Source organism: Gemmatimonadales bacterium, from assembly GCA_036265815.1.
Classification (GTDB): domain Bacteria; phylum Gemmatimonadota; class Gemmatimonadetes; order Gemmatimonadales; family GWC2-71-9; genus CAVVWJ01.
In genome coordinates, this window is record DATAOI010000033.1 from 34,501 (window position 1) to 57,834 (window position 23,334).

Genomic DNA, 23,334 nt, shown 5'->3' on the forward strand with positions numbered 1-23,334 from the left:
GGGCTCATGACATGCGCGGGGCGGCCGCCCTCGGTCTGCTCGTCACTTTCCTGGCCGTCCCGGAGATGGCGCCGCTCGCTGCGCAGCAGCGTTCGGCGCCATTCTCGCTACAGCAGCTCCTCGGGTACCCGTACCCGAGCGAGCTCACCGCCTCGGCCACCGGCTCCCGGCTCGCCTGGGTGCTCAACGAGCGAGGCGTTCGGAACGTCTGGGTTGCGGAGGGCCCCGACTTCGTGGCGCGTGAGCTCACCCGGAATCGTTCGGACGATGGGCAGGAGCTCACCCAGCTCACGATCTCCCGCGACGGCAAGACGGTGGTGTATGTACGGGGCGGCGATCACGATGCAAACTGGGCCGACGAGGTTCCTCCCGACCCGGCGTCGGATCCGGCCCGACCGCAGGTCGAGATCTGGGCCGCGCCCTTCGCGGGCGGTGTTCCCAGACTGCTCGCGGCCGGCGATGACCCCGCCGTCTCCCCGCGTGGCGACCGCGTCGCCTTCCTCCGCGAGGGGGCCATCTGGAGCGTCTCGCTCGACGACACGATGCCGGCCAAGCCACTGGTGTTCGCGAGGGGTACGAACGGCTCGCTGGAGTGGTCGCCGGACGGGAGCCGGCTGGCATTCGTCACCGACCGCGACGACCACAGCTTCGTCGCCGTTTTCGCCGGCGACTCCACCCCGATTCGCTATCTGGCGCCCTCCACCTCTCGCGATCTCAGCCCCCGGTGGTCCCCCGACGGGACGCGTATCGCGTTCGTCCGCCTCCCCGGCGAGGGTGGCGCTCCGCAGGTGCCCCTGTTCGGGGACCACCCGGTGCCCTGGGCGATCTGGACCGCGGATGCCGCCACCGGCCAAGCGCGCCGGGTCTGGCGAAGCCCCCGCACACCGCTCGGCTCCTACCCGATCACGGACGGGGAAGCCAACCTGCACTGGGTCGCGGGCGAGCGGCTGGTGTTTCTGGCCGATCTGGACGGGTGGCCCCATCTCTACTCGGTCTCCACTCGGGGGGGCGCGCCGCTCCTGCTGACGCCGGGACGCTTCATGGTCGAGTTCGTGCAGCCGAGCCCGGACGGCGCGTCACTCGTCTACGCCGCGAACACGGGCCCCGATCGAGCCGACGGCGACCGCCGCCACATCTTCCGGGTCGCGGTCGACCGGGGGGAGCCCGTGGCGCTCACGTCGGGGGACGGCATCGAGTGGGCGCCAGCCGTGACGGGCGACGGTGGGGTGGTGTTCATCGGCGCTGGCCCGCGCACGCCACCTCTCCCCACGGTGATCGCCGCCGGCGCCACGCCGCGGGCGATCGGCGGGGCGCGGATCCCGGCCGACTTCCCTGCCGCATCGTTCGTCCTCCCCCGGGCGGTCCAGTTCCGGGCAGCCGACGGGGTCGAGGTGCACGGCCAGCTCTTCCAGCCGCGTGCCGACTCCAGCGCCGTCCGGGCTCGGCATCCCGCACTGGTATACGTGCACGGCGGGCCCCCGAGACAGATGCTGTTGGGCTGGCACTACATGGATTACTACGCGAACGTGTACGCGCTGAACCAGTACTTCGCCAGCCGCGGCTACGTAGTCCTGGCACTCAACTACCGCCTGGGAATCGGCTACGGACACGACTTCACCCACCCCGACCATACGGGCCCGGACGGCGCGGCCGAATACCAGGACGTGAAGGCGGCCGCCGAGTACCTGGGCCGACTCCGGCAGGTGGACCCCCGCCGCATCGGAATCTGGGGCGGCTCATACGGCGGCTATCTCGGGGCGCTCGCCCTGGCCCGCAACTCCGACCTCTTTGCCGCCGCGGTCGACCTCCACGGGGTCCACGACTGGACCACCGACCTGGCCTCCGAGCTGGCGACCGCGAGCGCACGGTACGAGCAGGGGGACGTCGCCCGCGCCAAGGTGAGGGCCTGGCGGTCGTCGCCGGTCTCGTCGATCGGCACGTGGAAATCGCCCGTGCTCCTCATCCATGGGGACGACGACCGCAACGTCCGCTTCCAGCAGACCGTCGATCTGGCACGCCGGCTCGACGCCGCGGGCGTTCGCTACGACGAGCTCGTGCTTCCCGACGAGATTCATGGGTTCCTGCGGCACGCGACCTGGCTCACGGTTGATTCGGCCGCGGCGGCGTATTTCGACCGGTTCTTGCTACGTCCGACCGAGCGAGCATCGGTTCACCCTTGACCTTCCGGTCCATGCCTTCTCTGCCTCTGCAGTTGCGTCTCCCTTGGTTGATGACGGCCGTATTGCTCGCCGCCCCGGTCGCACCCCCGGCGGCCGCACAGAGCGCCAACGCACCACTTGCCGGCTTCGAGGAGTATGTGGCCAGGGCGGTCAAGGACTGGGGCGTTCCCGGCCTGGCCGTGGCTGTCGTGAAGGATGACTCGACCGTGTTCGCGCGCGGGTACGGCGTACGCACCATCGGCACGCACGACACCGTGGATACCCACACGTTGTTCGCCCTCGGCTCCACCACTAAGGCGTTCACGACCATGGCGCTGGCGATGATGGTCGACGCCGGGAAGGTTCGGTGGGACGACGCGGTCACGGCCTACCTCCCCGGCTTCGTGCTCCGCGATCCCTACGTCAGCCGGGAGGTCACGCTGCGTGACCTGCTGACCCACGAGCTTGGCTTCGGCGACCCGGATTACATGTGGTACGGCAGCGATCAGCCGCTGGCCGAGATGATCCGCCGGCTCCGCTACCTGCCCCCGGAGACAAGCTTCCGGTCGCATTTCGCGTATAACAACATCGGCTACGCCGTCGCGGGCCAGATCGCGGGGACCGTGAATCACAGCTCGTGGGACGACCTCGTGCGCACCCGCATCCTGGGGCCTCTCGGGATGTCCGAAACCGTGATGGAGGGGCCAGACCTTCGGGGGAAGGCCAACGTCACGCGCCCGCACCAGGCCGTCGACGACACGCTTCGGGCGCTTCCCGCTTCCTCGCAGCAGCTGGTTGACGCCATCGCCCCCGCAGGATCGATGTACTCAAACGTGCTCGACATGGCGAAGTGGCTGCGGTTCCTGCTCGACAGCGGACGGGTCGAGAAAAAGCGGCTGGTGAGCGACACGGCGTTCGCCGAGCTCATGACCCCTCAGGTCCTCGTCGGACGCCAGGAGTTCTATCCCACGGCCAAGCTCACGAACCCGAATTTCATCGCCTACGGTCTGGCCTGGTTCCTGGAGGACTATCGGGGCGAGAAAGTGGTCTTTCACACCGGCAGCATCGACGGACTGGTCGCGATCGTCGGCCTCATCCCGGCGCGGCGACTCGGGGTCGTGGTGCTCGCCAACCGCGACCACGCGGAGGTGCGCCATGCGCTCATGTACCGGGTCTTCGACTCCTACCTGGGCGCTCCGCACCGGGATTGGAGCGCGGACATGCGGGCCATGTATCAGAAGATCCAGGACTCGGTCAAAGTGGCGAAGAAGGAGGCCGACGCCAAGCGGGTCAAAGATACGAAACCCTCGCTGGCCCTCGCCGGGTACGCGGGGACCTACGCCGACAGCCTGTATGGGTCGGTGACCGTCCGGCTGGAGCGCGGCGGACTGGTGCTGGCGCCGAGCCAGTTCCTCACCGCCGATCTCGAGCACTGGAACTACGACACGTTCCGCGCCCGGTACCGGAACCGGTGGCTCGGGACCTCACTGGTGACCTTCCGCCTCGCGCCGGACGGCAAGGTCTCCGCGATCGACTTGGACCACGGCCAGATCTTGGCGCGGGTAGCGCCCCCGAAGGCGGCGTCGTCCGGGGCCCACTAAGGAGCTTGACCCGCCCGGTTCTGAGCGGCAACCAGCTGCTCGAACGTCAGGTTTTGAATCCGGTATCGGCGCCAGTCGCCGTAATCAAAGTGCCACCACTCGGCCTCGTACACGGTGAAACCCTCGGCTTCCATGGCGTGACGCAACAGATCGCGGTGCCATCGCTGCCGCGACGTGCCACCGGGGTAGAGCGGGTAGGATCGGTCGCTCAGCTCGTCGTACCCGCCCGTCATCCGGATGGGTCGCCCGGACTTCAGGTCGTAGAGCGTCAGATCCACGGCGCAGCCGCGATTGTGCCGCGATCCCTGCGCTGGGTCCGCTACGAAGAGGTGCTTGTCGGCGGGTGTGCCGTCCCAGAACATTTTGGTCACATACCAGGGTCGGTAGGCATCGTGTACCAGCAGCCCGTACCCGAGCGGCTCGAGCGCCCGGGCCACGCGCGCGAGGGCTTCCGCCGCCGGCCGCTGCATGAACGCGTGCGCCGAGCTGTAGAGGGCCGTGCCCAGGAAGTTGTTTGCGGTCGCGTAGCGGATGTCGTAGGCGATGCCAGGATGGAGGCTCCGGAGCTCGACCAGGTCAGACTGGCGGAACTCGCCGACCTCCTCGGGTGGGTGCGCGGAGAGTGCCGCTTGGCGCAGCGTGTCGATCGGCTGCACCGGCGTGATGCGGAAGCTCACGCGATTGTCGTCTCCCGGGAGCGGCCTGCGCTTGAACGGGACGGTCGCCACCACCGCGAGCGTGGCGCGTCCGTCGGCCCCGCGGTGGAACACGATCTCCTGGCCGTCGTACAACCCCCAGGCCGGGAAGCGATAGACGTCCCGTGAGACACGCTGCAGCGGATACTCGAAGAACCACTCGATCAGTGCGTTCAGCCGCCCGTCCTTCTCCCGGATATAGAGGATGTCGTGAGGCCAGCCGTATTCGCCGATCAGTCCGGCGTCGGCCCCGGCCGCCGGCGCCGGCTTTGGTTCGGCCATGGCGATCCGGTCGGAGCCGGGCGTCGGGAGTCGGATGAGCGTGTCGAGGCCGATGACGAGCCGCCCACCCCCGGGCGCCAGGACCTTCCTGCTTGGGCCCGGCAGATCGTCTCCGAACAGCTCGAGGGGGCGTCCGTCGGCGGTGTCGCTGCGGGCCGGTCCCGCGAGGCGCAGCTCGGCCCGGCTGCCGCCGCGTGTCGGGGTCAGGTACAGCTTTCCTTCGTACTCCTGCAGGTCCACACCGCTGTCGCCCTTCAGGTACCGACCCATCAGCCCGAGGGCCTGCGCGCGGCTGAGCGGAGAGGTCGTCGGGATGACGGGGAGCGGCTTCCCAGCCCGCGTCGCCAGCATCATCCGCAGGGCCGCCTCGGCGATATCGTCGGTCACCGTGTTCATGGCATCGAGTGTCGCGACGACGACGACCCCAAGCGAGTCGTCCGGGAGCGCGCGCAGCGTGGTGGCGAAGCCGTAGATGGCGCCGTCGTGACCAACGGACCGGTGGCCATCCAGCCGGTCTACCCAGAAGCCGATGCCGATGCCGCTAGAGTCGTGGGATGAGGCGTATTGCGGCGTCCACATCGAGTCGAGCGTGGCGGTAGCCAGCACCCGGCCGCCATCGGGGGTTCGGCCGCCAGTGAAGAGCACGGACATGAAACGGCCAAGATCGAGCGCGGTGGTATAGAGACTGCCGGCCGGCCCCTCTCCAAGCTGGAACGTCGGCGCGTCGAACCGCCGGCCGTCGAGGGTCCACATGTACCCCTTCGCGAGGTGCGGCTGCAGGTCCGGGAGCGGCTCGAAGGCACTCCCGTTCAGGCCCATCGGCTCGAGCACTGCGCGTTTGAGATAGCTTGCGAACGGCTCCTTCTGGGTGCGCTCGAGCACGTACCCGAGGGCGGCGATGCCGGCGTTGGAGTACTTGAGGTGGGTGCCGGGCCGATAGACGAGCCTCGTTCGGTAGAGACTCTCGACCGTGGCGGCGAGCGTCGGCTGCGTGTCGTCGAAGTAGTGGCCGACGGGTGGCTCCCGGGTCAGCCCGGCGCGGTGCGCGGTGAGCTCACGAATGGTGATCCGGCCGCCGAAGGGGTTCGATGGGCGGAAGTCGGGAAGAGCGCGGGCGATTGGTGCGTCCAGGTCCAGTTCCCCCCGTTCGACCAGCTGCATGATGCCGATATCGGTGAACAGCTTCGAAACGGAGCCGACCCGGTACACGGTCGCCGCCGTGGCGGGGACACCGGCCGAGGAATCGGCCCAACCGAAGCCCCGGGCCCACACGATACGGGTTCCATCCACCAAGGCCAGCGAGATGGCCGGGATATTCCGCTCCGCGCGCGCCTGGTCGATGACCGGCGCGAGGGCCCGCGCAACCTCACCGTATCGGCCCTCGGGGTCGACCGCGTCCTGCGTCGCCCCGGTGCGCGGGAGCAGGGCGAGGCAGGCGAGCATCAGGAGGCGGACTGGCCCCCTGAGGCCCCGATTGGCGTTGTGCGGCGCGGAATCTGGCATAGCTCTCTGCGGCAGCGGTTTCTCCCGAGCGGGCGTTCGGCGAGACTCAGTGGATACAATGGTGGATACAACGCCGGTCGTCAATGCTGCATCCCCGCACCGCGACGTTTCGGAACTGCATCCGGGCCGCTCCGATGACGCTCTGGGATGATCCCCCGGCCTGGCCTCTTGACGGCCCATGAACCCTCACCGAATACTTCCACCAGGCAGGGTGCCCCCGATCCCGGCCGAGTTCGGCACAAGACATCAGTCCCATGATCGATTTCGCCGTTCTGCAGCAGCCGGAGCGTCTCGCGGCGCTCCGCCGACTCGCGCTGGCGAACCTGGAGCCGGAAGAGGCGTTCGATCGCCTGACTCGCCTCGCCACGGTTCTGTTTTCGACACCGATCGCCCTCATCACGTTCGTCACCGACGACCGCCAGTACTACAAGAGCTCCCGGGGCCTGCCCGAGCCGTTCGCCTCGTCGCGGGAGACTCCGCTCAGCTACTCGATCTGCCAGTACGTGGTTGCCTCCGGGGAGCCCCTGGTGGTGCCCGACGCGCGGCAGCACCCTCTGCTCTCCACCAATCCCGCCGTCACCGAGCTCGGCGCGGTGGCCTATGCCGGTGTCCCGCTGGTCTCCTCCGACGGTGACTGCCTGGGCACCTTCTGCGTCGCCGATGCTCGACCGCGTCGCTGGACCGACGAGCAGGTGGGCATGCTGCGCGATCTCGCCGCCACGGTGATGACCGAGCTCGAGCTCCGGCGTGAGCTGACCGATCGCGCGCGGATCGAGGAGAAGTTGCGGGAGAGCGAGGCGCGCTTCCGCGCGATGGTGGAACAGAGCCAGGTCGGCATCGCGCTGTGGGATGACGCGGGCCAGTTCCTCTTCGCCAATCACTGCCTCGCCCAGCTTCTGGCTCGTCCCGAGGAGGACCTGGCTCGGTTGAGCCTGTGGGACGTGATCCAGCCCGACGACCTCCGCGGGGCGCTGCCGCCCTTCGACCGCCTGGCTGGGGGCGGTCCCCCCCTCGTGCTGGAATGGAGATATCTGCGGCCTGACGGCTCCTCGGTGTGGGCCAACACCACTGCCTCGAGCGTACGCGATGCCGGCGGTCAGGTCGAGTACGTCGTCGGCATCGTGCAGGACATCACCCATCGGAAGCAGGCGGAGGCGGCGCTCGCCAAGGCCCAGCGGCAACTGCGCCGGAGCGAGGAGCACTTCCGCACCCTCATCGAGCATGTCTCCGACATCATCACCATCGTGGACGAGAGTGGCGTCATTCTCTACGGCAGCCCGTCGGTCGAGCGGGTGCTCGGCTACCTCCCGGTCGACCTGGTCGGCCGCTCGGCCGTAGACCTGATTCACCCGGATGACCGGCCCCGCCTGCTCGAGGCCCAGCGCGCCGCGGCGCACGATCCTCTGGCGACCCCGCGAGGGGTGGAATTCCGCTTCCGCCACCGCGACGGAAGCTGGCGCACCCTCGAGGCGCTGGGGAGCGCGCTGCAGTACCGGTCGGCCGGTCCCCGCGCGGTCTTCACCTTGCGGGACGTCACCGAGCGCCAGCGGACCGATGCGGCGCTGAGAGAAAGCGAGGAGCGGCTGCGCCTGACGCTCGACGCCGCGAACTGCGGCATCTGGGATTGGGACATCCCCACCAATCACATCACCTGGTCCGAGCGGGTGTACCAGTTGCACGGCCTGACGCCCGACACGTTCGGCGGCCGGATGGAGGATTTCCGCGCGGTGATTCATCCGGAGGACGTGACCGGGGTCAGTGAGGCCATCAGGCGGAGCTTGGAGGAACAGGCAGACTACACCACAGAATTCCGGGTGGTCCACCCAGGGACTGGGGAGATCCGCTGGATCTGGAGCAACGGCCGGGTGCTGCGCGATCGGGAAGGTCGGCCGGCACGGATGCTCGGGGCCACGCTCGACACCACCGAGCGGCGCCGAGCGGAGGAGGCGCTCCTCGCCTCCCACGAGCAGCTCCGGCTGCTGGCGCACCGCCTGGATGAGGTGCGGGAACAGGAGCTGACCCGGATCTCGCGGGAAGTGCACGATGAGCTGGGCCACGCACTCACGGCCCTGCGCCTCGATCTCGGCTGGCTCGTGCCCAAGCTGAACCGAAACCGGGAGCCGGTGCGCCGGAAGGCGGACGAGATGCTCGCCCTGGTCGATGACACCATCGATACCGTGCGCCGCATCGCCTCGGAGCTCCGGCCGCCGGTACTGGAGGACCTCGGTCTGGCGGCGGGCATCGAGGGCCTGCTGGAGCGCTTCGCCGGCCAGACCGGCAGTGTCGTCGAGCTCCTCGCCCCCAGCGATGATGTGCCCAGGGTCGCCCGGCGTCCGCTGTACCGCATCGTGCAGGAAGCGCTCACCAACATCGCCCGCCATGCCCAGGCCAGCCGGGTGACCGTGGTGCTCGAGTGCCCCCCGGAGCGCGTGCTGCTCGAGGTGGCGGACAACGGCGTCGGTATCGCGCCGGGCGTGCTGGCCAGGCGCGGATCGCTGGGCCTGCTCGGTATGCGCGAGCGTGCCGCGGCGATCGGCGCCGACTTCGAGGTGCGGTCCGGTCCCACGGGCGGCACCATCATCCGCGTATCCCTCCCCCGGCCATCGACGTAGGCGCCAGATGATCCGGGTACTGCTGGCCGACGATCATCAGGTAGTCCGCCAGGGACTCCGTCGGCTGCTGGAAGAGGACAACGGGATACGGGTCGTGGACGAGGCCGGAACGGTGCCCGAGCTGCTGGAGAAGCTCCGCACGATGCCGGTCGACGTCCTTCTCCTGGACATCGCCATGCCGGGTCCCGGCATCGTGGAGACCCTCCGAGAGGTTCAGGCGATCCGGCCCGGCGCCCGCGCCCTGGTGCTTACGGCCTATCCCGAGGCGGAATACGCCGTCCGAGTTCTGCGGGCCGGCGCGGCCGGCTATCTCACCAAGGACCGCTCCCTGGACCAGCTGGTCGAGGCCATCCGCCGGGTGTACCGCGGCGGGATGTATGTGAGCCCGTCCCTAGGTGAGGTGCTCGCCGCCCGGCTGGGCGGCGCCGAGCCCGAGCCGGTGCACGGGGTGCTCTCCGACCGAGAATTCCAGGTGCTCAAAGGGCTCGCCCAGGGCGAGCCCCTCAAGTCGATCGCCTCCCGCCTCACCGTCAGCCCCAAGACGGTCACGACCTACCGCGCCCGCATTCTCCAGAAGCTGGGCCTGGGCAGCAACGCCGACCTGGTCCGTTATGCGCTGGAGCACGGCCTCCTCACCGTCCGCTAGCTCCTCTTCTCACATCCCCACGGCCCGTAGGCGAACACTGACACGCCACGCGGGTGTCGCCCGATTGGCCCCGCTCACCGCGGGGACTAACCTTGTCGCGCTGAAACCGATTACAACCGATAACACCGGACCCACGTGCGGAGCATAACGATGGAAGTGGCGGGGTATGCAGCGAAAGAGTCTGTGGTGAAAGTATTGGTGGTCGAAGAGTCGGCCGTGCTCACAGACCGTCTGGTTGAACGCCTGGTGGAGACCTCGGGCGTCAGGGTGATTGGCACGGCCAGGACCGTGTTGGATGCGATTCGCCGGATCGCCGTGCTCTTTCCGGATCTGGTCATTGCCGATCTCGACATGGAGGAGGGCGGCGGGTTCGCTCTGCTGAACGCGATCCGGATCCTTCGGCAGGTCGAGGGCTCCGGTCCGATCGTGGTCCTCTGGACCGGCTGCCTCGACCCGAGGCGCCTCGCGCATGCCCGGGAGCTCGGAGTCGAGGCGACCTTCGAGAAGGCCCGTGAGCTCGATCGGCTGGTCGAGTATTGCCGGAGTGTCGGGGTTGCACCATGACGGACCGGGATGCCCGGATCCTCGTGTGATCGGCTCGGGGCGCCGGCGCGCGTGCTACTGCCCGGTGCTATCCGCCAGACAGGGCACCGCGTACGGCCGCACGATGTTGGGCTTGCTCGGATCGTGCGCGGGGACCTGAAGCGACTGCTCCAGGATCGAGTCCATCGAGATCACCCGGATGGGCACCCGATTCTCGTGCGTTGGATCGTGAGGTGGGATGACAAAGCCACGCCGGGGCTCCCCCGGGGCCGATGGAAGTCCGACGATCGTCCGATGCCGGGGGTTGTGGGGCGGGAGCACGAAGCTTCCGTCGGGCCGCGGATTGGCCGTCGAGCAGGGCAGCAGGACCACGTCCGTGATCGTCCGCCGCCGGTGCGGTGGCGGATTGGTATCTTGATCGGCGGTGCTGCTGTCGGTGGCGGACCGGTGAGTGGTGTCCTGCACCTGCTGCTGCGCGATGAGGCTCGGAGCTCTCGAGGTGTCCGCCTGGACGGCCGCCGAAGGCCCGGTACTCTCCACCCGTGCCGGCAGGCCGGCGCTCTCGAGCGGCTGAGTCCCTGACAACTGTGGTGGCAGCCACTCCGGGACGAAGCGGACGATGGCGGCTAGGGCCAGCACCGAGACGCCCAATGCTACCGCCGCGAGGCGAACCCCCCGGATCCGACGGCTCTCCCGTTGATATCCACCGAAAAAGGGCATCTCTGGCTCGCTCCAGCTCCGTCGAATAGAGAGCTATCGCACCCCTGGAGAATCCGCAAGGTGACTCCTCACTCGTCGCACCAGCTCATCCTGGGCCTCCAAATCGTCCCCGGCGGATCCGTCCGGGACGAAGATCACGGGCAGCGCCGGGAACCGCTCCCGAACGCGATCGACCAGCTCCTCACCGCTGAGATCCGGAAGCTGGACGTCGGTCACCAGCAGATCGATGGGGATGGCGTAGCGTTCCAGCAGCACCAGGGCCTCGCCACCATCGGCCGCCGTGATCCAGCGGTGGCCCTCACGTTCGAGTGCCTGGCTGGCGAGTAGCCTGGCCCTGGCCTCGCTTTGAACTACGAGCACCATCCGCGCATCGGCCATGGGCTCGGGCTCGCCTCCGCCGGGCTGGAACAGCTGATCGACGTCGGGCAGCGCCATCGCCAGGCCGATCATCCTGAGGGACCCGCCGCCGGGATCGCCGACCGGGCGTCCACGAGCGACAACCAGCCGGCTGAGCTGCGACCTTCGCAGCACCCGGTACTCGAGCGCGCATTCCGAGCCCTCGGACGCCGAGCGAGTCAGGGTCGACCGCACGCGCTCGCGATCCGCTGGATGAATTCGGTCGAGCAGCTCGGATAGATCGATGGGCCGATCCGCAGGGGTGCCGTGCAGCTCGCTCATGGCGCGCGAAAGAGCGACGGTCCCTGTCTCCACGTCCCACTCCCAGGAGCCGGCTCCCGAGGCATCCAGCGCCCGGAGGTGCCTGCCGGCCCTGCTCCAGACGAGCACCAGGCCTCGCCGATTGGGAAACAGGCGGCTGTCGAGCCGGCCGACCCCCGGCACGAAGAGGTCCGCCTCACCAGGGACCTGTCGTTCCAGGGCAGCGCGAACCTCGTGCTCGTACCGAGTGCCGGCGAGCGTAGGCATTACCTCCCAGATGGTCTGCCCGATCAGCTCGTGAGGCTGTCGCCCCACGAGCTCTTCCGCCGTCCGATTGGCGAAGGTGAATCTCCACTCCCGATCGAGGGTCACCACGCCGTCAGTCGTGCCCTCCCCGAGCACCTCCTCGAGACTCGCGAGCGCCTCCTGCCGAGCCACCTCGGCCGGGAGTCGTGCCTCTGCCTCCCGGCTCAGGCGAACGGCCTCGCCGACCCGAGCTTCGGCGGCCAGACGGGCGACCCGCGCCTGGGCCACGGTGGCCGCGATCAGCATCGCCGAGACGAGAAAGACCAGCTGCTGAATGACGTGGGCTGGGGTGTCGAACCCGAACGCCTCGATCGGGGGGAAGAACCAGAAGTTGAGCGCGAGCGCGGAGAGCAGGACCGCCAGCAGTGCCGGCCGGAGACCACCATAGAGCGCGGTCATGGCCACCGCGAGCAGGAACATCGGCGCCACGACCGGAGCGAGGATCGGCCGGAGCCCGAGTGCCAGCCCAAGCGCCGCGCCCGTGCTGGCGATCGCGAGGGCAATCGCGAGGGCAATCGCCAGGCCTGGCCGCTGGATGGGCGGGACGCCCGAATCCGTGGGGCTTTCGGCATCTGACGTTCGGAACACGTCTTGCCTCCAGTCGCGCTGTCTCGTCCTAAGCTAATCCGCAATCACGACCGGGAGGTGTCGCGCCTGCCGAGGCCCCTCCGGTGAACCGCCGCGGCGACGCTCCGACCCAGCGAGTCCAGCGCCTCTTCGGCCCGGCTGGCCGGGGCGCTCACCGGGCCGACCGCGGCGAGCAGGGTGCCGTGATTGGCGTCGGTGATCTCCGCCTGGAACGAGATTCGATCGCCATTTCGGAAGTAGGACCCGGAGATGAGGGTCCCCGCCGAGGTTTCCTGTGCCAGCGTGCGGAGCCGCTCGGGCGCGTCGAACGAATCCACCTGGAGGCCGGTCGTGAGTCGCGAGGGAATGATAGTGGCCGCGGTGACCACCTTGATCCCCGGGGTCCCGGCGAGCGAGGCGGTGAGCCGGTCGGTGGCCAGGCCGCCGAGGTAGCTGAACGTGCTCTCACCGGTCTCGTTGCTCATCCGGGCCACGACGATGCGTCGCGGATCGAGGTCGGCGCCCCCGGCCCGATGGCGCCCGAGCCCGCCGATCGCGAGCGCCGCCGCCGCCAGCCCGCCGGTCAGCGCGGCGGCCCAGCGGAGCCGGGCTCTGGGTGATCCGCCGCTCACGGCCTGGAGCCCCGCTGGTGAGCGGAGCGCCGAGAGGAACTCCGTGGCGTCGGCGTACCGGAGCGCCGGATCGGAGGCGAGCGCCTTGTCCACCACCGCCTCCAGCTCGGGGGAGACATCCGGCCGGAGCTCACGCACTGGCCGGGGGGACTCCCGGAAACGGCGCGCCAGCACCTCCCTCGGACTCCCGCCCGTGAGGGGCGGAACTCCGGTCAGCATCTCGTACAGCACGCAGCCCAGGCTGAAGATGTCGCTCCGGCCGTCGAGCGATCCATCGCCGCTGGCCTGTTCCGGGCTCATGTACTCGGAGGTGCCGATCACCAGCCCCTGCCCCGTGAGGCGCTCACCGGGCTCCTGGGTGACCGCCTCATTCAAGGCCCGCGCGACCCCGAAGTCGGCTACCAGGGCGTGGACCACCTCCGCCGCTCCTCCCTCAGGGGATGCATCGGCGAGCAGGATATTCTCCGGCTTGATATCCCGATGGAGTATCCCTCTCCCGTGGGCGAACGCCAGGGCTTCGGCGACCTCGCCGGCGATCTGGACCGCTTCCCCGATGCCGAGTCGTCCCTCCCGGCGCAACCGCTGCCGCAACGATTCGCCTTCGATATATGGCATCACGAAGTAGGGGCGGCCGTCGATGGCGCCGGAGTCGAAGAGCGGCACGATGTGGGGATGGACCAGCGGTGAGATCAGCTTGATCTCGCGGAGAAAGCGCTCCGTGCCCGCGGGGACGTCCGGCAGGAGCACCTTGACCGCGACGTGCCGGTCGTGCCGGAGGTCCCGGGCCAGGTAGACCACCGCCATGCCCCCGCGCCCGAGCTCGCGGTCCAGGGCGATCGAGCGCTCGGCGAGCGCCCGCCTAAGACGCTCAGGGTCCATGGTCATCCGTTCGTGTGCATGGCTCGGCGGCGGCGCGGTGCGAGACCGGATCATCAGGTCAATACAGCCAGCTAATGGTATTTGCGGGTCGGCGGGAGCGCCAATCCTCAGAGCCGCATACTCTCCCAATTTGCCAGAAATGCCGCAGCGCCTGGCTTCGCGGTGGGGAAGAATTGGCCAGAACTGCCAACAACTGCACCGCCAATCTCGTTGAAGCCGCCTGATTTGCCGTGTGGAGGGGCGCCAAACTGGCTCCGTTCTGCGATTGGTCGCCCAATGGCGGTCGCTCACCTGGCGGGCCCGCCTATTGCATACAAGTGCGCCTGGCCGGGCCCGTCTGAGCCTGACTCCCCCCAAAAACTCGCTCGCAGTTCACAGCTCACACCTCGCTTCGAGAGCGTCCGCCATGACGTACACCTTCAAGCTGTCCCGCAGGATCGCTCGGCTTCGAGCGCCGCTTTTCGCCAGCCTCGTTCTCGGCCTCGCGGGGTGCAATACCACCGACTCGTTGAGCCCCGACGGCAGCGCGCCGCCCGAGGCCGCGGCCCCGGATCCCACGTTCTCGACCTCCTTCGCCGGGGGGATTCCCTTCGGCACCTTCGCCCAGCCCAACACCGAGTTCGGCGCCCGCTACAACGGCGCCATGGAGAACATCTGGCCGGATGTCCTCCTGAGCGAGTTGGCAGACATCAAGAGCCGCGGCGGCAGGGTCGTGCTCATGTTCGCCGGCAGCGAGCAGTTCTACAAGGACGCCGACGGCCACTTCAGCATGTCGATGTGGAAGGCCCGCGTGGATCGGTTCAAGGGCGTCAACTTCTCCGCGTATGTAAACGACGGCACCATCGTCGCGCATTACTTGATCGATGAGCCGCACGATCCCTACAACTGGAACGGCCAGCCGATCCCGCCGTCGACTCTGGAGGAGATGGCCAAGTACAGCAAGTCGATCTGGCCCAGCATGGCCACCGTGGTCCGGGAAGCGCCGCATTATCTCAACACGTGGAGCGGCACGTACCAGTACCTCGATGCGGCCTGGGCCCAGTACCTGTCCCGGATGGGTGATGCCAACGAGTACATCCGCTACAACGTGTCCGAAGCTCAGAAGAAGGGCCTGGCGCTCATCGTCGGCCTCAACTTCATGAAGGGTGGAGATCCCAACGGCACGACCATGACCGCGACCGAGCTCCAGAATTTCGGCTCGGCCCTGCTCAGCAGCTCGTATCCGTGCGCCTTCATCAGCTATCAGTGGAACTCCAGCTATCTGTCCAACACGGCCATCAAGAGCGCCATGGACGTGCTGCGCGGCAAGGCGCAGAATCGGAGCACCAAGAGCTGTCATGCCGGCGCCGCGAGCACCACGCCCGATCCGACTCCGTCGCCGACCCCCTCGCCGACGCCGACCGTCACCGCTCACCCCTTCGCCTACGGCCTGAACCAGACGCCGCTCGAGGCGTACTCCGCCCGATGGACCGGATCGGTCTACAAGGCGGATCCGTCCTCGCTGGCCCGGTGGCTCGGGCGGGCGGACAGCGCCAAGATGAAGGTCATCGTGACGCTGGCTCCGGCCGGCAGGTCCATCAACGCCGACGGCACCTTCAGCCTGACCAAGTGGAAGGCGCAGGTCGACGCCTACCGGAGTCTGTCGCTCGACCGGTATATCACCAGCAAGGCCCTGTACCTGCACAACCTGGTCGACCAGCCGAGCTGCGCCGCGTGCTGGGGCGGCAAGGCGATTCCCTGGGAGACGGTCGAGCAGATGGCGCAGTACAGCAAGTCGATCTGGCCCGGGCTCGCGACCACGGCACGGGTGGCCCCATCGAAGCTCGCGGCGGCGACGTTCCACTGGAACTATCTCGACGCCGGCTGGGCCGAGTACAATACCAAGCTGGGAGACCTGCGGACCTATCTGTCGGCCGAAAGCGCGCAGGCGAAGAACGAGGGCCTGGGTCTGATTGCCGGCCTCAACCTCCTCGACGCGTCGGGTTACAACACTCCGGGGATGACGGCGAGTCAGATCAAAGAGTACGGCACCATCCTCGCCGGCAACGCGTCGGTGTGCGCCCTGGTCGGGCGGAGCTACGATGCGACCTACCTGAACCAGACCGGCATCAGTCAGGCGCTCGATTCGGTCGGAACGGTGGCCAAGCGCCGCACCTCGGCGTCCTGCGTCGTGAGCTGACGCTCCGCAGTCCGGTTAGCCACGAGCCCCGGGCATCCTGCCTGGGGCTCGTGTGCGTCAGGGCTTCTCATCCTCCAAATGGAAATACCACTCCCGGGGCACCGGTCCCTTGGTTGAGTCCGGGCTGGAGACCTCCAGGGTGAGTGCAGCGCCCCCGCTCGCCTGATAGAACCCCACCTCCATGGCGTGGCACCCCTCCCTGAGCGCGATCTCCCCCTGGGTTTCGCCCTCGCGCTGCTGCCCGTTGCGGTCCACGACCAGGTCGCTGTCGATTCGAAGCCTGGCCCTGTCGTCGGAGGAAAGGTAGAAGGTATAGAGCGCGTCGCGAGGCACGCAGAGGAATCCTGACAGGCGAAGGCCATATTCCTCTGGCCGCTCGTCGCCACGGAGCTCTACGAACGGAACGGAACCCACTCGGAGCGGGTCGCCCTGGTCGACGTCATCGACCGACTTGAACGTCCCTTCGAAGTACTCGTAAGCCAGGCCCGGCCTCAGGCTGTCCGGGCGCAGTGCGACTGCCTCATGCCACATCGCCCGGGTGATGTGTGCTCGTGCGACGGGGCTTCCGCGTCCGCTTGGCAGGAACTCCCGGGCACTCACGATTACCGGGCTCCGGGAGAGGCGTATGTCGAGCGGATCGGTGTACCGCGGCGAGAGTTCCGTCGGCTCGGAACCATCGGTCGTGTATCGCACGACCCCGCCGGGCACAGGCGACGTGATGGGCACCCGGATACGGTCCTCCAGCACACGGCGTTGCCACCCCAGGCCGCCCGGCTCGGGCACGCGGTACCCCACACCCAGGTCATCCATCCGCGTGAAGTGCGCGGGAAGGCGGGTGACGAACCGGCTCCAATTCCGCGCCTCCCTGGGCGACCAGAGGACCTCCGAAAGCGCGAGAAGCCGCGGCAGGATCATGTACTCCGCCTGGGACGGCGTGGGGATGTACTCTGTCCACAGGCTTCCCTGGCCACCGATGACGTGAGCCGACTGCTCCGGCGTCAGCTCGTTCGGGACCGGCTCGAACGCGTACACGCTGTCCAGCGGCAGGTAGCCACCGATGGCCAGCGGTTCGGTCGTGGGGTCTCCCTGATAGTAGTCGAAATAAGCGTGGTCGCTCGGGGTCATGATGACGTCATGTCCCTGCCGAGCCGCCTCGACTCCTCCGAGGACCCCTCGCCACGACATCACGGTCGCCTCGGGGGCGAGTCCGCCCTCCAGGATTTCGTCCCAGCCGATCAGTCGGCGGCCATGGGCCAGGAGGAAACCTTCGATGCGGCGGACGAAGTAACTCTGCAGCCCTTCCTCGCCGGCAAGTCCCTTACGGCGGATCACCTCCTGCGCCACCGGGCTCGCCTTCCACCGATCCTTCGGCGCTTCGTCGCCACCGATGTGGATGTACTTGCTGGGGAAGAGTTGCATCACTTCGGTGAGGACGTCCTGCAGAAAGGCAAACGTCCGCTCGCTGGGACAGAAGATGTCCTGGTGCACGCCCCATCTGGTCGACACCCCAAACGGCCCTCCGGTGCAGGACAACTCGGGGTAGGCGGCCAGCGCGGCGCGCGCGTGACCCGGCATTTCGATCTCGGGGATGATCGTGATGCGGCGGGCCGCGGCGTACGCCACGATCCCACGCATCTGCTGCTGGGTGTAAAAGCCGCCATGCGGCCTGCCATCCCCGATGTACGGGTCGAAGTGCTGTCCCAGGATGGTCTCCTTCCGCCAGCCGCCGACCTGGGTGAGGAGCGGGTACTTCTTGATCTCGAGGCGCCATCCCTGATCGTCGGTCAGGTGCAGGTGCAGGGTGTTGAGCTTGTAGAGCGCGAGGAGGTCGATGACCTTCTCGATCCATTCGGGCGGGTAGTACCACCGCGCTACGTCCAGGAGGAACCCGCGATAGGCGAAGCGGGGGGCGTCATCGATCTCGACGGCGGGGATCGCCCAGCGGGAGGGAGCTGTCGACAGGGACGGTTTCGCTCGCTCGATCTCAGGGGGGAGGAGCTGGCGCAGGGTCTCCAGCCCGCGTACGAGACCCGCCGAGGCCGGTGCTGAGAGCATCGCTCCGCGTTCGGTGACCACCAGTCGGTAGCTCTCCGGCACGGCGGACGGTGCACCCTGGATCAGCCGGATCGCGATCGCCTGGGGTGCGTGGCCGTCGGCCGCTTGATGAGATACCGGAACCGGGAGCCCGGAGGCCGCCCGAAGGGGAGCCGCCAGAAGCTCGGCAAGCGCGCGGAGCTCGGGACTCGCCGGATCGGAAAGCATGATTCGAGTGCTGCGGTCCAGCCTGAACTCCCCCGGAAGGGCTTGCAGGTGGCGTGGCGCCGGGATGATCGGATAGCGCTCGGGGGCCGGAGCTGGGAGAGTGGTCGGGGCTATCCCGCCGGCGCACGCGGCAGAGGTGAGTAGGAGCAAGAGTGGCACCGCCAGACGAGCGCGCCGGTGAGAGGTCATGGGTAACGATAACTGGGCTGGCTGGCTTCGTCCCCACGATCCCTCGCTCCGCTCGGCATGACAGAGGGAGCGAGGGGCGACGGAGGTGCCCGGATGAAGACGCGTCGGCCTACCGCACCCGCAGCTCCCGCACCATCCCGTGCGCCATGTGCGGCCGGCCATCGGCCTGGTCCGGGACGAAGCAGAGCATCACGTACTGGCCCGGCGCAAAATCGGCAGTGAGGTAGTTCACTCGGCCGGGCGCGATCGCGGTGGTGCCGCCAGCCGGCTCGCCAGGTTGGGGAGTCTTCCGCGGCCCTCCGAGCCATGCCAGCAGGTCCTCCACCGTCTTCCCGGGAGCCAGCCGGCGAACTCCTTCGCCGTCACGATCAGCTCGCGGGCCACCGGCGCCGGAGTCGATCCGGCGTCGGAGCACGCACTCGCAACGATGGCCAGCAGTAGAGCGGAGGCAACGCAGTATCGAGGGTCGTTCGGGTTCAGCTGTCCTTCCCTTGCGTGTGTGGTCGTGTGAGTCGATCGTCGCTCGGGCCAGCTCATTGCGCCGGCTGCGGCTCGCCATAGAGGAAGTCATCGAGCGCCACCAGATCGAGGCTGCCGCCCGCGCTCACGTCATTGATCCCAGCGCCCATTGCGCCCTGGCCCAGGGTGATCCGCACCCGCGCCACCGCGATCGAGTCGTATTTCACGCCGAGGAAGGACAGACCACCGGCGTCGCTTCGAACCGGCGCGTCGTAGTGACCCAGCAGCCTGCCGTCTGCCCCGTAGTAGTCGAGATGGCTCGCAGCCGGCGTGTCGACGTCGGAGAACACGGCGCCGAAGCCGCTCACCAGGGCGGCCGTCGTGGTGCCCGGCACCCGGAAGGTGACGTCGATGAGGTTGCTCCCCACCGCGGCGAAGATCTTGTTCGCGCTGAAGAAGTTGAACTGATCGCCATACCCGGGGTTGACGCCGGTGAAGCGTGTGCTGTCGTTCCGGAATCCGGTTCCGGGCGTGGTGAAGATGGCTCCCAGCTTGGTGATGGTGTTGAAGAAGTCGCCCGGGAACAGGTTGTTGCCGTTGTTGAAGTTTGCGGGAACCCCATCCCAGCCGATCTCGCGGCGGCCGGCGGCCTGCGGACCCACGGCGCCGCCGTTCTTCGGCTCGCCCAGGAGCGTGCGATATTCGGCGACCTTGGGTGTGATCTCGCCGGTGGCAGTGACGACGGTCGCGATCGGCCCGACCTCCACGTCGCTGCCGTTGCTGCTGTCGCAGCCCGCGGCCAAGCCGAGGAGCGCGAGCATGCCGAGACTTCCAATTCTTCGCATTTGATTTGCCTCTTTCAGGTTAAGTGATCTGCGGCGCTATCAGGCTGACGGTGTCCGAACCCACGCCCCGCCGAGCCCAAAGCCGCAGACGGCCCCCGGCGAAGCGATCGCTTCGCGAGCCAGCCGGTCCGCCAACGTGTCGATCTCGATCTCCTCGGCGGTCGCGACCCCGAGGCGCTCCATCGCCGGAAGCGTGCTCCGGACCAGTTCCGTGAGCCAGCGAAACCCCGGCGCGTCAGGCCCCGCGATGACCATCCCCTCGAGGCGCACCTCCGGTTCGGGCAAGCCGGCCTGCACGAACGCCTGGTGGAGGCACAAGCCCATATCGACCCTGGCGCCGCTCAGCTCGAAGGTGGCCAGGAGCCGGCCCATCAAGCCGACATAGAGCGGCCGATACGGCCGGCTGAGCGGCGGCAATCCGACACCCTCGAGGAAGGCCACCACACCTCCCGGCCGCACCATGCTGGAGAGATGGCGCAACACCGCCGCCGGATCGGGCTGGTACATGAGCACCAGGCGCCCCACCACGGCGTCGAACTGGGTCGAGCCCAGCTCCTCGAGCGACACCTCGGCCACGTTGCCCTCGACGAAGCGCGCCCAGGCGAGACCGCGGGACGCCGCCCGGCTCCGGGCGGTGGACAGCACGCTGCAGGCGAAGTCCAGTCCGACCACCTCGCCTTCCGGTCCCGCCATGTCCGCCACCAGGCAGGTCACGTCTCCGACGCCGCAGCCGACGTCGAGCACCCGCATGCCGCGCCGCATGCCCGCGTCGTCGAGCAGTCGCGCCGTCATCGGTTGCAGGATCACTGCCTGCTCCGCCAGACGCCGTTGCTCCAGGGCCGAGTGTCCCAGCAGGTAATCGCCGGGCGTCGTGGTGGTCAGGGCGGCGTCGATCTCCTGCAGATGCATCGGACTCCTCCTTGCGAGTACGCCCATCCGTGTATCGGACGGGTGCAAGCTACGGAGCGGAACGGAGCCGGCCCATCGGCGCGAAACCGAAGGGCCGGGCGTCTTGCGGCTGAAGATTCTGTCGGTGGGGGTCCTACAGAGGCGCGACGGTGACGCGAACGACGGTGACGCTAACGGATGAGTCCATGCTGGGCGGCGTACCGCACTAGATCGGCGTTGCTGGTGGCCTGCATTTTCTCCAGCAGTCGGGCGCGATAGGTACTGATGGTCTTGGGACTGAGGCGCAGCTCGGCGGAGATCTCCTTCACGGTGCGGCCCGACCCGAGCAGGCAGAGCACTTCATACTCCCGGTGCGAGAGCAGCTCGTGCCGCACCTCCTGGGTCCCGGTGGTGGCCAGGTCCGCGGCGAGCCGTTCGGCCAGGGTCGGACTCACGTACCGGCCGCCGCGGTGGACTTTCCGGATCGCCTCGATCAGTTGCTCGGGAGAATGGTCCTTGGTGAGATACCCCGCCGCCCCGCTGCGCAGCGCGCGCACGGCATACTGATCCTCGGGGTGCACGCTCAGGACCAGCACCGCCACGGTCGGATGATCGGCCCTCAAACGCTGCAGCACCTGAAGAAATCCTGGCCCGGGCATGGCGATGTCCAGCAGCACCACGTCGGCCGGCACCCGCGGGAGTGAGGCGAGCACCTCGTCCCCGTTCACGGCCTCGCCCACGACCTCGATGCCCGGGTGCTCGGCCACGATGCGGCGAAGTCCCTGCCGCACCACCGGATGATCGTCGGCAATGAGGAGCCGGATCATGGCACCCATCCCGGAAGGGAATGACCCGGCAGGGGCACCCGCACCGCCACGTGGGTCCCCTGCCCCGGTGTGCCCCGGATGGAGACCAGGCCGCCGCAGGCGATGGCCCGCTCGCGGAGACCCACCAGGCCGAGCGAGCGGCCGCCCGCGATCTCCGCCGGCGTGATGCCCCGGCCGTTGTCCCGGACGTCGAGCGCCAGGTCGAGGTTGCCGACGGTGAGCTCGATGTCTACCCGGGTGGCGCGGGCGTGACGGGCGACGTTGGTCAGGGTCTCCTGCAGCATCCGGAAGACGGCGGTGGCCCGGACTTCATCGACCGCGACGTCGGGAGTGTTCGTCCGGACCGACGCCGTCACTCCGGTGCGCCGCTCGAACTCCTGGGCCTGCCATTCGATCGCGGCCACCAGGCCGAGGTGGTCGAGGATGCTGGGGCGGAGGTCGGTGGCGATCCGCCGGACCGACTCCATCGTGGAGTCAACCCGCTGGATGATCGAACGCACCCATTCGGACAGCTCGCCGCGGTCGTCGATCCGGGGCTGGAGCCACGCCAGGTCGAGCTTGAGGCCGGTGAGGGCCTGGCCCAGCTCGTCGTGGATCTCCCGGGCAATCCTGGTGCGCTCCTCCTCCCGGACCAACAGCAGCCGCGCGGCCAGGGCTCGCAGCTCGGCCCGCGAGCGGCGCGCCTTCTCCTCCGCGTCCTTGCGCTCGGTGATGTCGGTGGCCACCGCCAGGAGGCACGCCTCGCCGCCGACCTGAATCACCTCCGCCGAGATCGACGTGGTCTGAATGCGGCCGTCTCGCAGCTGGCCGGCGAACTCGTAGTCCCGCACCATGCCGTCCCGGCGGACCGCGGCGACCAGGCGGCGCCGTTGCGCGGGGTCGCTCCACAGCCCCAGGTCGGGTGAGGTGCGGCCGATCACCTGCTCGCGGGTGAAGCCGTGGTCCCGGAGAAAAGTGTCGTTCACTTCGATGAACCGGCCCTCGGCGAGCGTGCTGATGCTCACCCGCAGGGGCGAGCTCCGGAACGCCTTGGCGAATTTGTCCTCGGAGAACTGCAGGGCTGCCTGCGCCCGGCGGGACTCGGTGACGTTGCGGAAGCTCCAGACCCGACCCACCGCGTCCCCACCGATGCGCTGCGGCTGGGAATACCGCTCGAACACCCTGCCGTCACGGAACCGGATCTCGTCGTAGCTGGACTCTTCGGGCGCAGCGTAGAGTGCCTCGACCCGGGCAGCGAACGCCTGGCGGTCCTGGACCTGGTCCAGCACGAACCCCAGCAGGTCGGCGTCCTGGCCGCTGGCGGTCAGCCGCTCGGGAATCCGCCACAGCTCTAGAAAGCGGCGATTGTAGCTGACGATGCGACCCTGCCGGTCGACCACCAGGATGCCGTCTGCAGTCGATTCGAGGGTCGCTTGCAGGGTCGAGAGCGCGTTCGAGTGCTCGGTTTCGGCCTGCCGCCGGTGGGTGATGTCCCGGAGGAGGCGGTAGGAGTCGCCCCGCTCCCCCTCGGCCAGCGGCCCGCCGGAGATCTCGACCAGAATGGCGCTTCCGTCCGGGCCCCGACACCACGCCTCGCCCGGAAGCTCATCCGGTTGTCCGGTCATCTGAATGAGATCCTGGAACCGGCGATCGAGGCACGCCTCACGGCCCTGGCCCGTGAGGCGCGCGAATTCCGGATTGGCCCAGCGGACCCGGCCCTCCGCGCTCAGGACGGCGAGCCCGAGAGGTACCAGATCCAGGACGGCCGCGACCGACTCGATCGGAACGGACAGCGGAAGGCTCATGGATGCTCGACGGGGCTCCTTGGGTGATAGCTGTTTCCCAGGCCGCATGATGCGCAAAAACCAGGATGGCCTCAATCAGACGGAGGACTACAGGCTCGC

General features: G+C 68.4%; 16 protein-coding genes. 6 read left to right on the forward strand and 10 right to left on the reverse strand.

The window, feature by feature from the left end:
- Window positions 1–11 precede the first annotated feature (11 nt).
- Window positions 12–2,180 carry an alpha/beta fold hydrolase gene (locus VHR41_07015; GenBank protein ID HEX3233930.1) on the forward strand — a complete coding sequence of 723 codons (2,169 nt, stop codon included), beginning with the start codon at window positions 12–14 and terminating at the stop codon, window positions 2,178–2,180.
- Window positions 2,181–2,230: 50 nt separating this feature from the next.
- Complete coding sequence (locus tag VHR41_07020) at window positions 2,231–3,760, forward strand: serine hydrolase (protein ID HEX3233931.1); 1,530 nt, start codon at window positions 2,231–2,233, stop codon at window positions 3,758–3,760.
- Here the strand turns inward: VHR41_07020 and VHR41_07025 are convergent.
- A complete protein-coding gene (locus VHR41_07025; GenBank protein HEX3233932.1) occupies window positions 3,757–6,240 on the reverse strand; it encodes a serine hydrolase in 2,484 nt (827 codons plus the stop codon). The two genes, VHR41_07020 and VHR41_07025, sit on opposite strands and share 4 nt — an antisense overlap.
- A gap of 254 nt (window positions 6,241–6,494) precedes the next feature.
- Between VHR41_07025 and VHR41_07030 the strand changes: the two genes are divergently transcribed.
- The 3 genes from VHR41_07030 to VHR41_07040 all read left to right on the forward strand — a co-directional run bounded on the left by VHR41_07030 (window position 6,495) and on the right by VHR41_07040 (window position 10,062).
- A complete protein-coding gene (locus VHR41_07030; GenBank protein HEX3233933.1) occupies window positions 6,495–8,852 on the forward strand; it encodes a PAS domain S-box protein in 2,358 nt (785 codons plus the stop codon).
- Window positions 8,853–8,859: 7 nt separating this feature from the next.
- Window positions 8,860–9,498 carry a response regulator transcription factor gene (locus VHR41_07035; protein HEX3233934.1) on the forward strand — a complete coding sequence of 213 codons (639 nt, stop codon included), beginning with the start codon at window positions 8,860–8,862 and terminating at the stop codon, window positions 9,496–9,498.
- A gap of 150 nt (window positions 9,499–9,648) precedes the next feature.
- Entirely contained in the window at window positions 9,649–10,062 is a 414-nt protein-coding gene (locus VHR41_07040) for a response regulator (protein HEX3233935.1), read from the forward strand.
- Window positions 10,063–10,116: 54 nt separating this feature from the next.
- Here VHR41_07040 and VHR41_07045 read toward each other — a convergent pair whose 3' ends face one another.
- The 3 genes from VHR41_07045 to VHR41_07055 are packed head-to-tail and all read right to left on the reverse strand — an operon-like array spanning window position 10,117 to window position 13,802.
- On the reverse strand, window positions 10,117–10,761 hold the full coding sequence (locus VHR41_07045) for a hypothetical protein (protein HEX3233936.1): 645 nt from the start codon (window positions 10,759–10,761) through the stop codon (window positions 10,117–10,119).
- 33 nt (window positions 10,762–10,794) lie between these two features.
- Window positions 10,795–12,312, reverse strand: a complete 1,518-nt coding sequence (locus VHR41_07050) for a DUF4118 domain-containing protein (protein ID HEX3233937.1) — start codon at window positions 12,310–12,312, stop codon at window positions 10,795–10,797.
- 44 nt (window positions 12,313–12,356) lie between these two features.
- Entirely contained in the window at window positions 12,357–13,802 is a 1,446-nt protein-coding gene (locus tag VHR41_07055) for a serine/threonine-protein kinase (protein ID HEX3233938.1), read from the reverse strand.
- Between the two features lie 406 nt (window positions 13,803–14,208).
- Between VHR41_07055 and VHR41_07060 the strand changes: the two genes are divergently transcribed.
- Window positions 14,209–15,981: a hypothetical protein gene (locus tag VHR41_07060; protein HEX3233939.1), complete on the forward strand. Its 1,773-nt coding sequence runs from the start codon at window positions 14,209–14,211 to the stop codon at window positions 15,979–15,981.
- 57 nt (window positions 15,982–16,038) lie between these two features.
- Here the strand turns inward: VHR41_07060 and VHR41_07065 are convergent, their stop codons facing one another.
- The 6 genes from VHR41_07065 to VHR41_07090 all read right to left on the reverse strand — a co-directional run bounded on the left by VHR41_07065 (window position 16,039) and on the right by VHR41_07090 (window position 23,235).
- Window positions 16,039–18,594, reverse strand: coding sequence for a family 20 glycosylhydrolase (locus tag VHR41_07065; GenBank protein HEX3233940.1), 2,556 nt, complete (start codon window positions 18,592–18,594; stop codon window positions 16,039–16,041).
- The gene (locus VHR41_07070) at window positions 18,542–18,847 is read right to left on the reverse strand and encodes a hypothetical protein (protein ID HEX3233941.1); all 306 of its coding nucleotides are present in this window, start codon (window positions 18,845–18,847) and stop codon (window positions 18,542–18,544) included. Before VHR41_07070 ends, VHR41_07065 begins: the two co-directional genes overlap by 53 nt.
- Window positions 18,848–18,965: 118 nt before the next feature.
- Window positions 18,966–19,712, reverse strand: a complete 747-nt coding sequence (locus VHR41_07075) for a hypothetical protein (GenBank protein HEX3233942.1) — start codon at window positions 19,710–19,712, stop codon at window positions 18,966–18,968.
- Window positions 19,713–19,775: 63 nt separating this feature from the next.
- Window positions 19,776–20,645 (reverse strand): class I SAM-dependent methyltransferase, encoded by an 870-nt coding sequence (locus VHR41_07080; protein ID HEX3233943.1) that lies wholly within the window; start codon window positions 20,643–20,645, stop codon window positions 19,776–19,778.
- A gap of 170 nt (window positions 20,646–20,815) precedes the next feature.
- Window positions 20,816–21,451: a response regulator transcription factor gene (locus VHR41_07085; GenBank protein ID HEX3233944.1), complete on the reverse strand. Its 636-nt coding sequence runs from the start codon at window positions 21,449–21,451 to the stop codon at window positions 20,816–20,818.
- Window positions 21,448–23,235, reverse strand: a complete 1,788-nt coding sequence (locus VHR41_07090; GenBank protein HEX3233945.1) for a PAS domain S-box protein — start codon at window positions 23,233–23,235, stop codon at window positions 21,448–21,450. Before VHR41_07090 ends, VHR41_07085 begins: the two co-directional genes overlap by 4 nt.
- Window positions 23,236–23,334 lie beyond the last annotated feature (99 nt).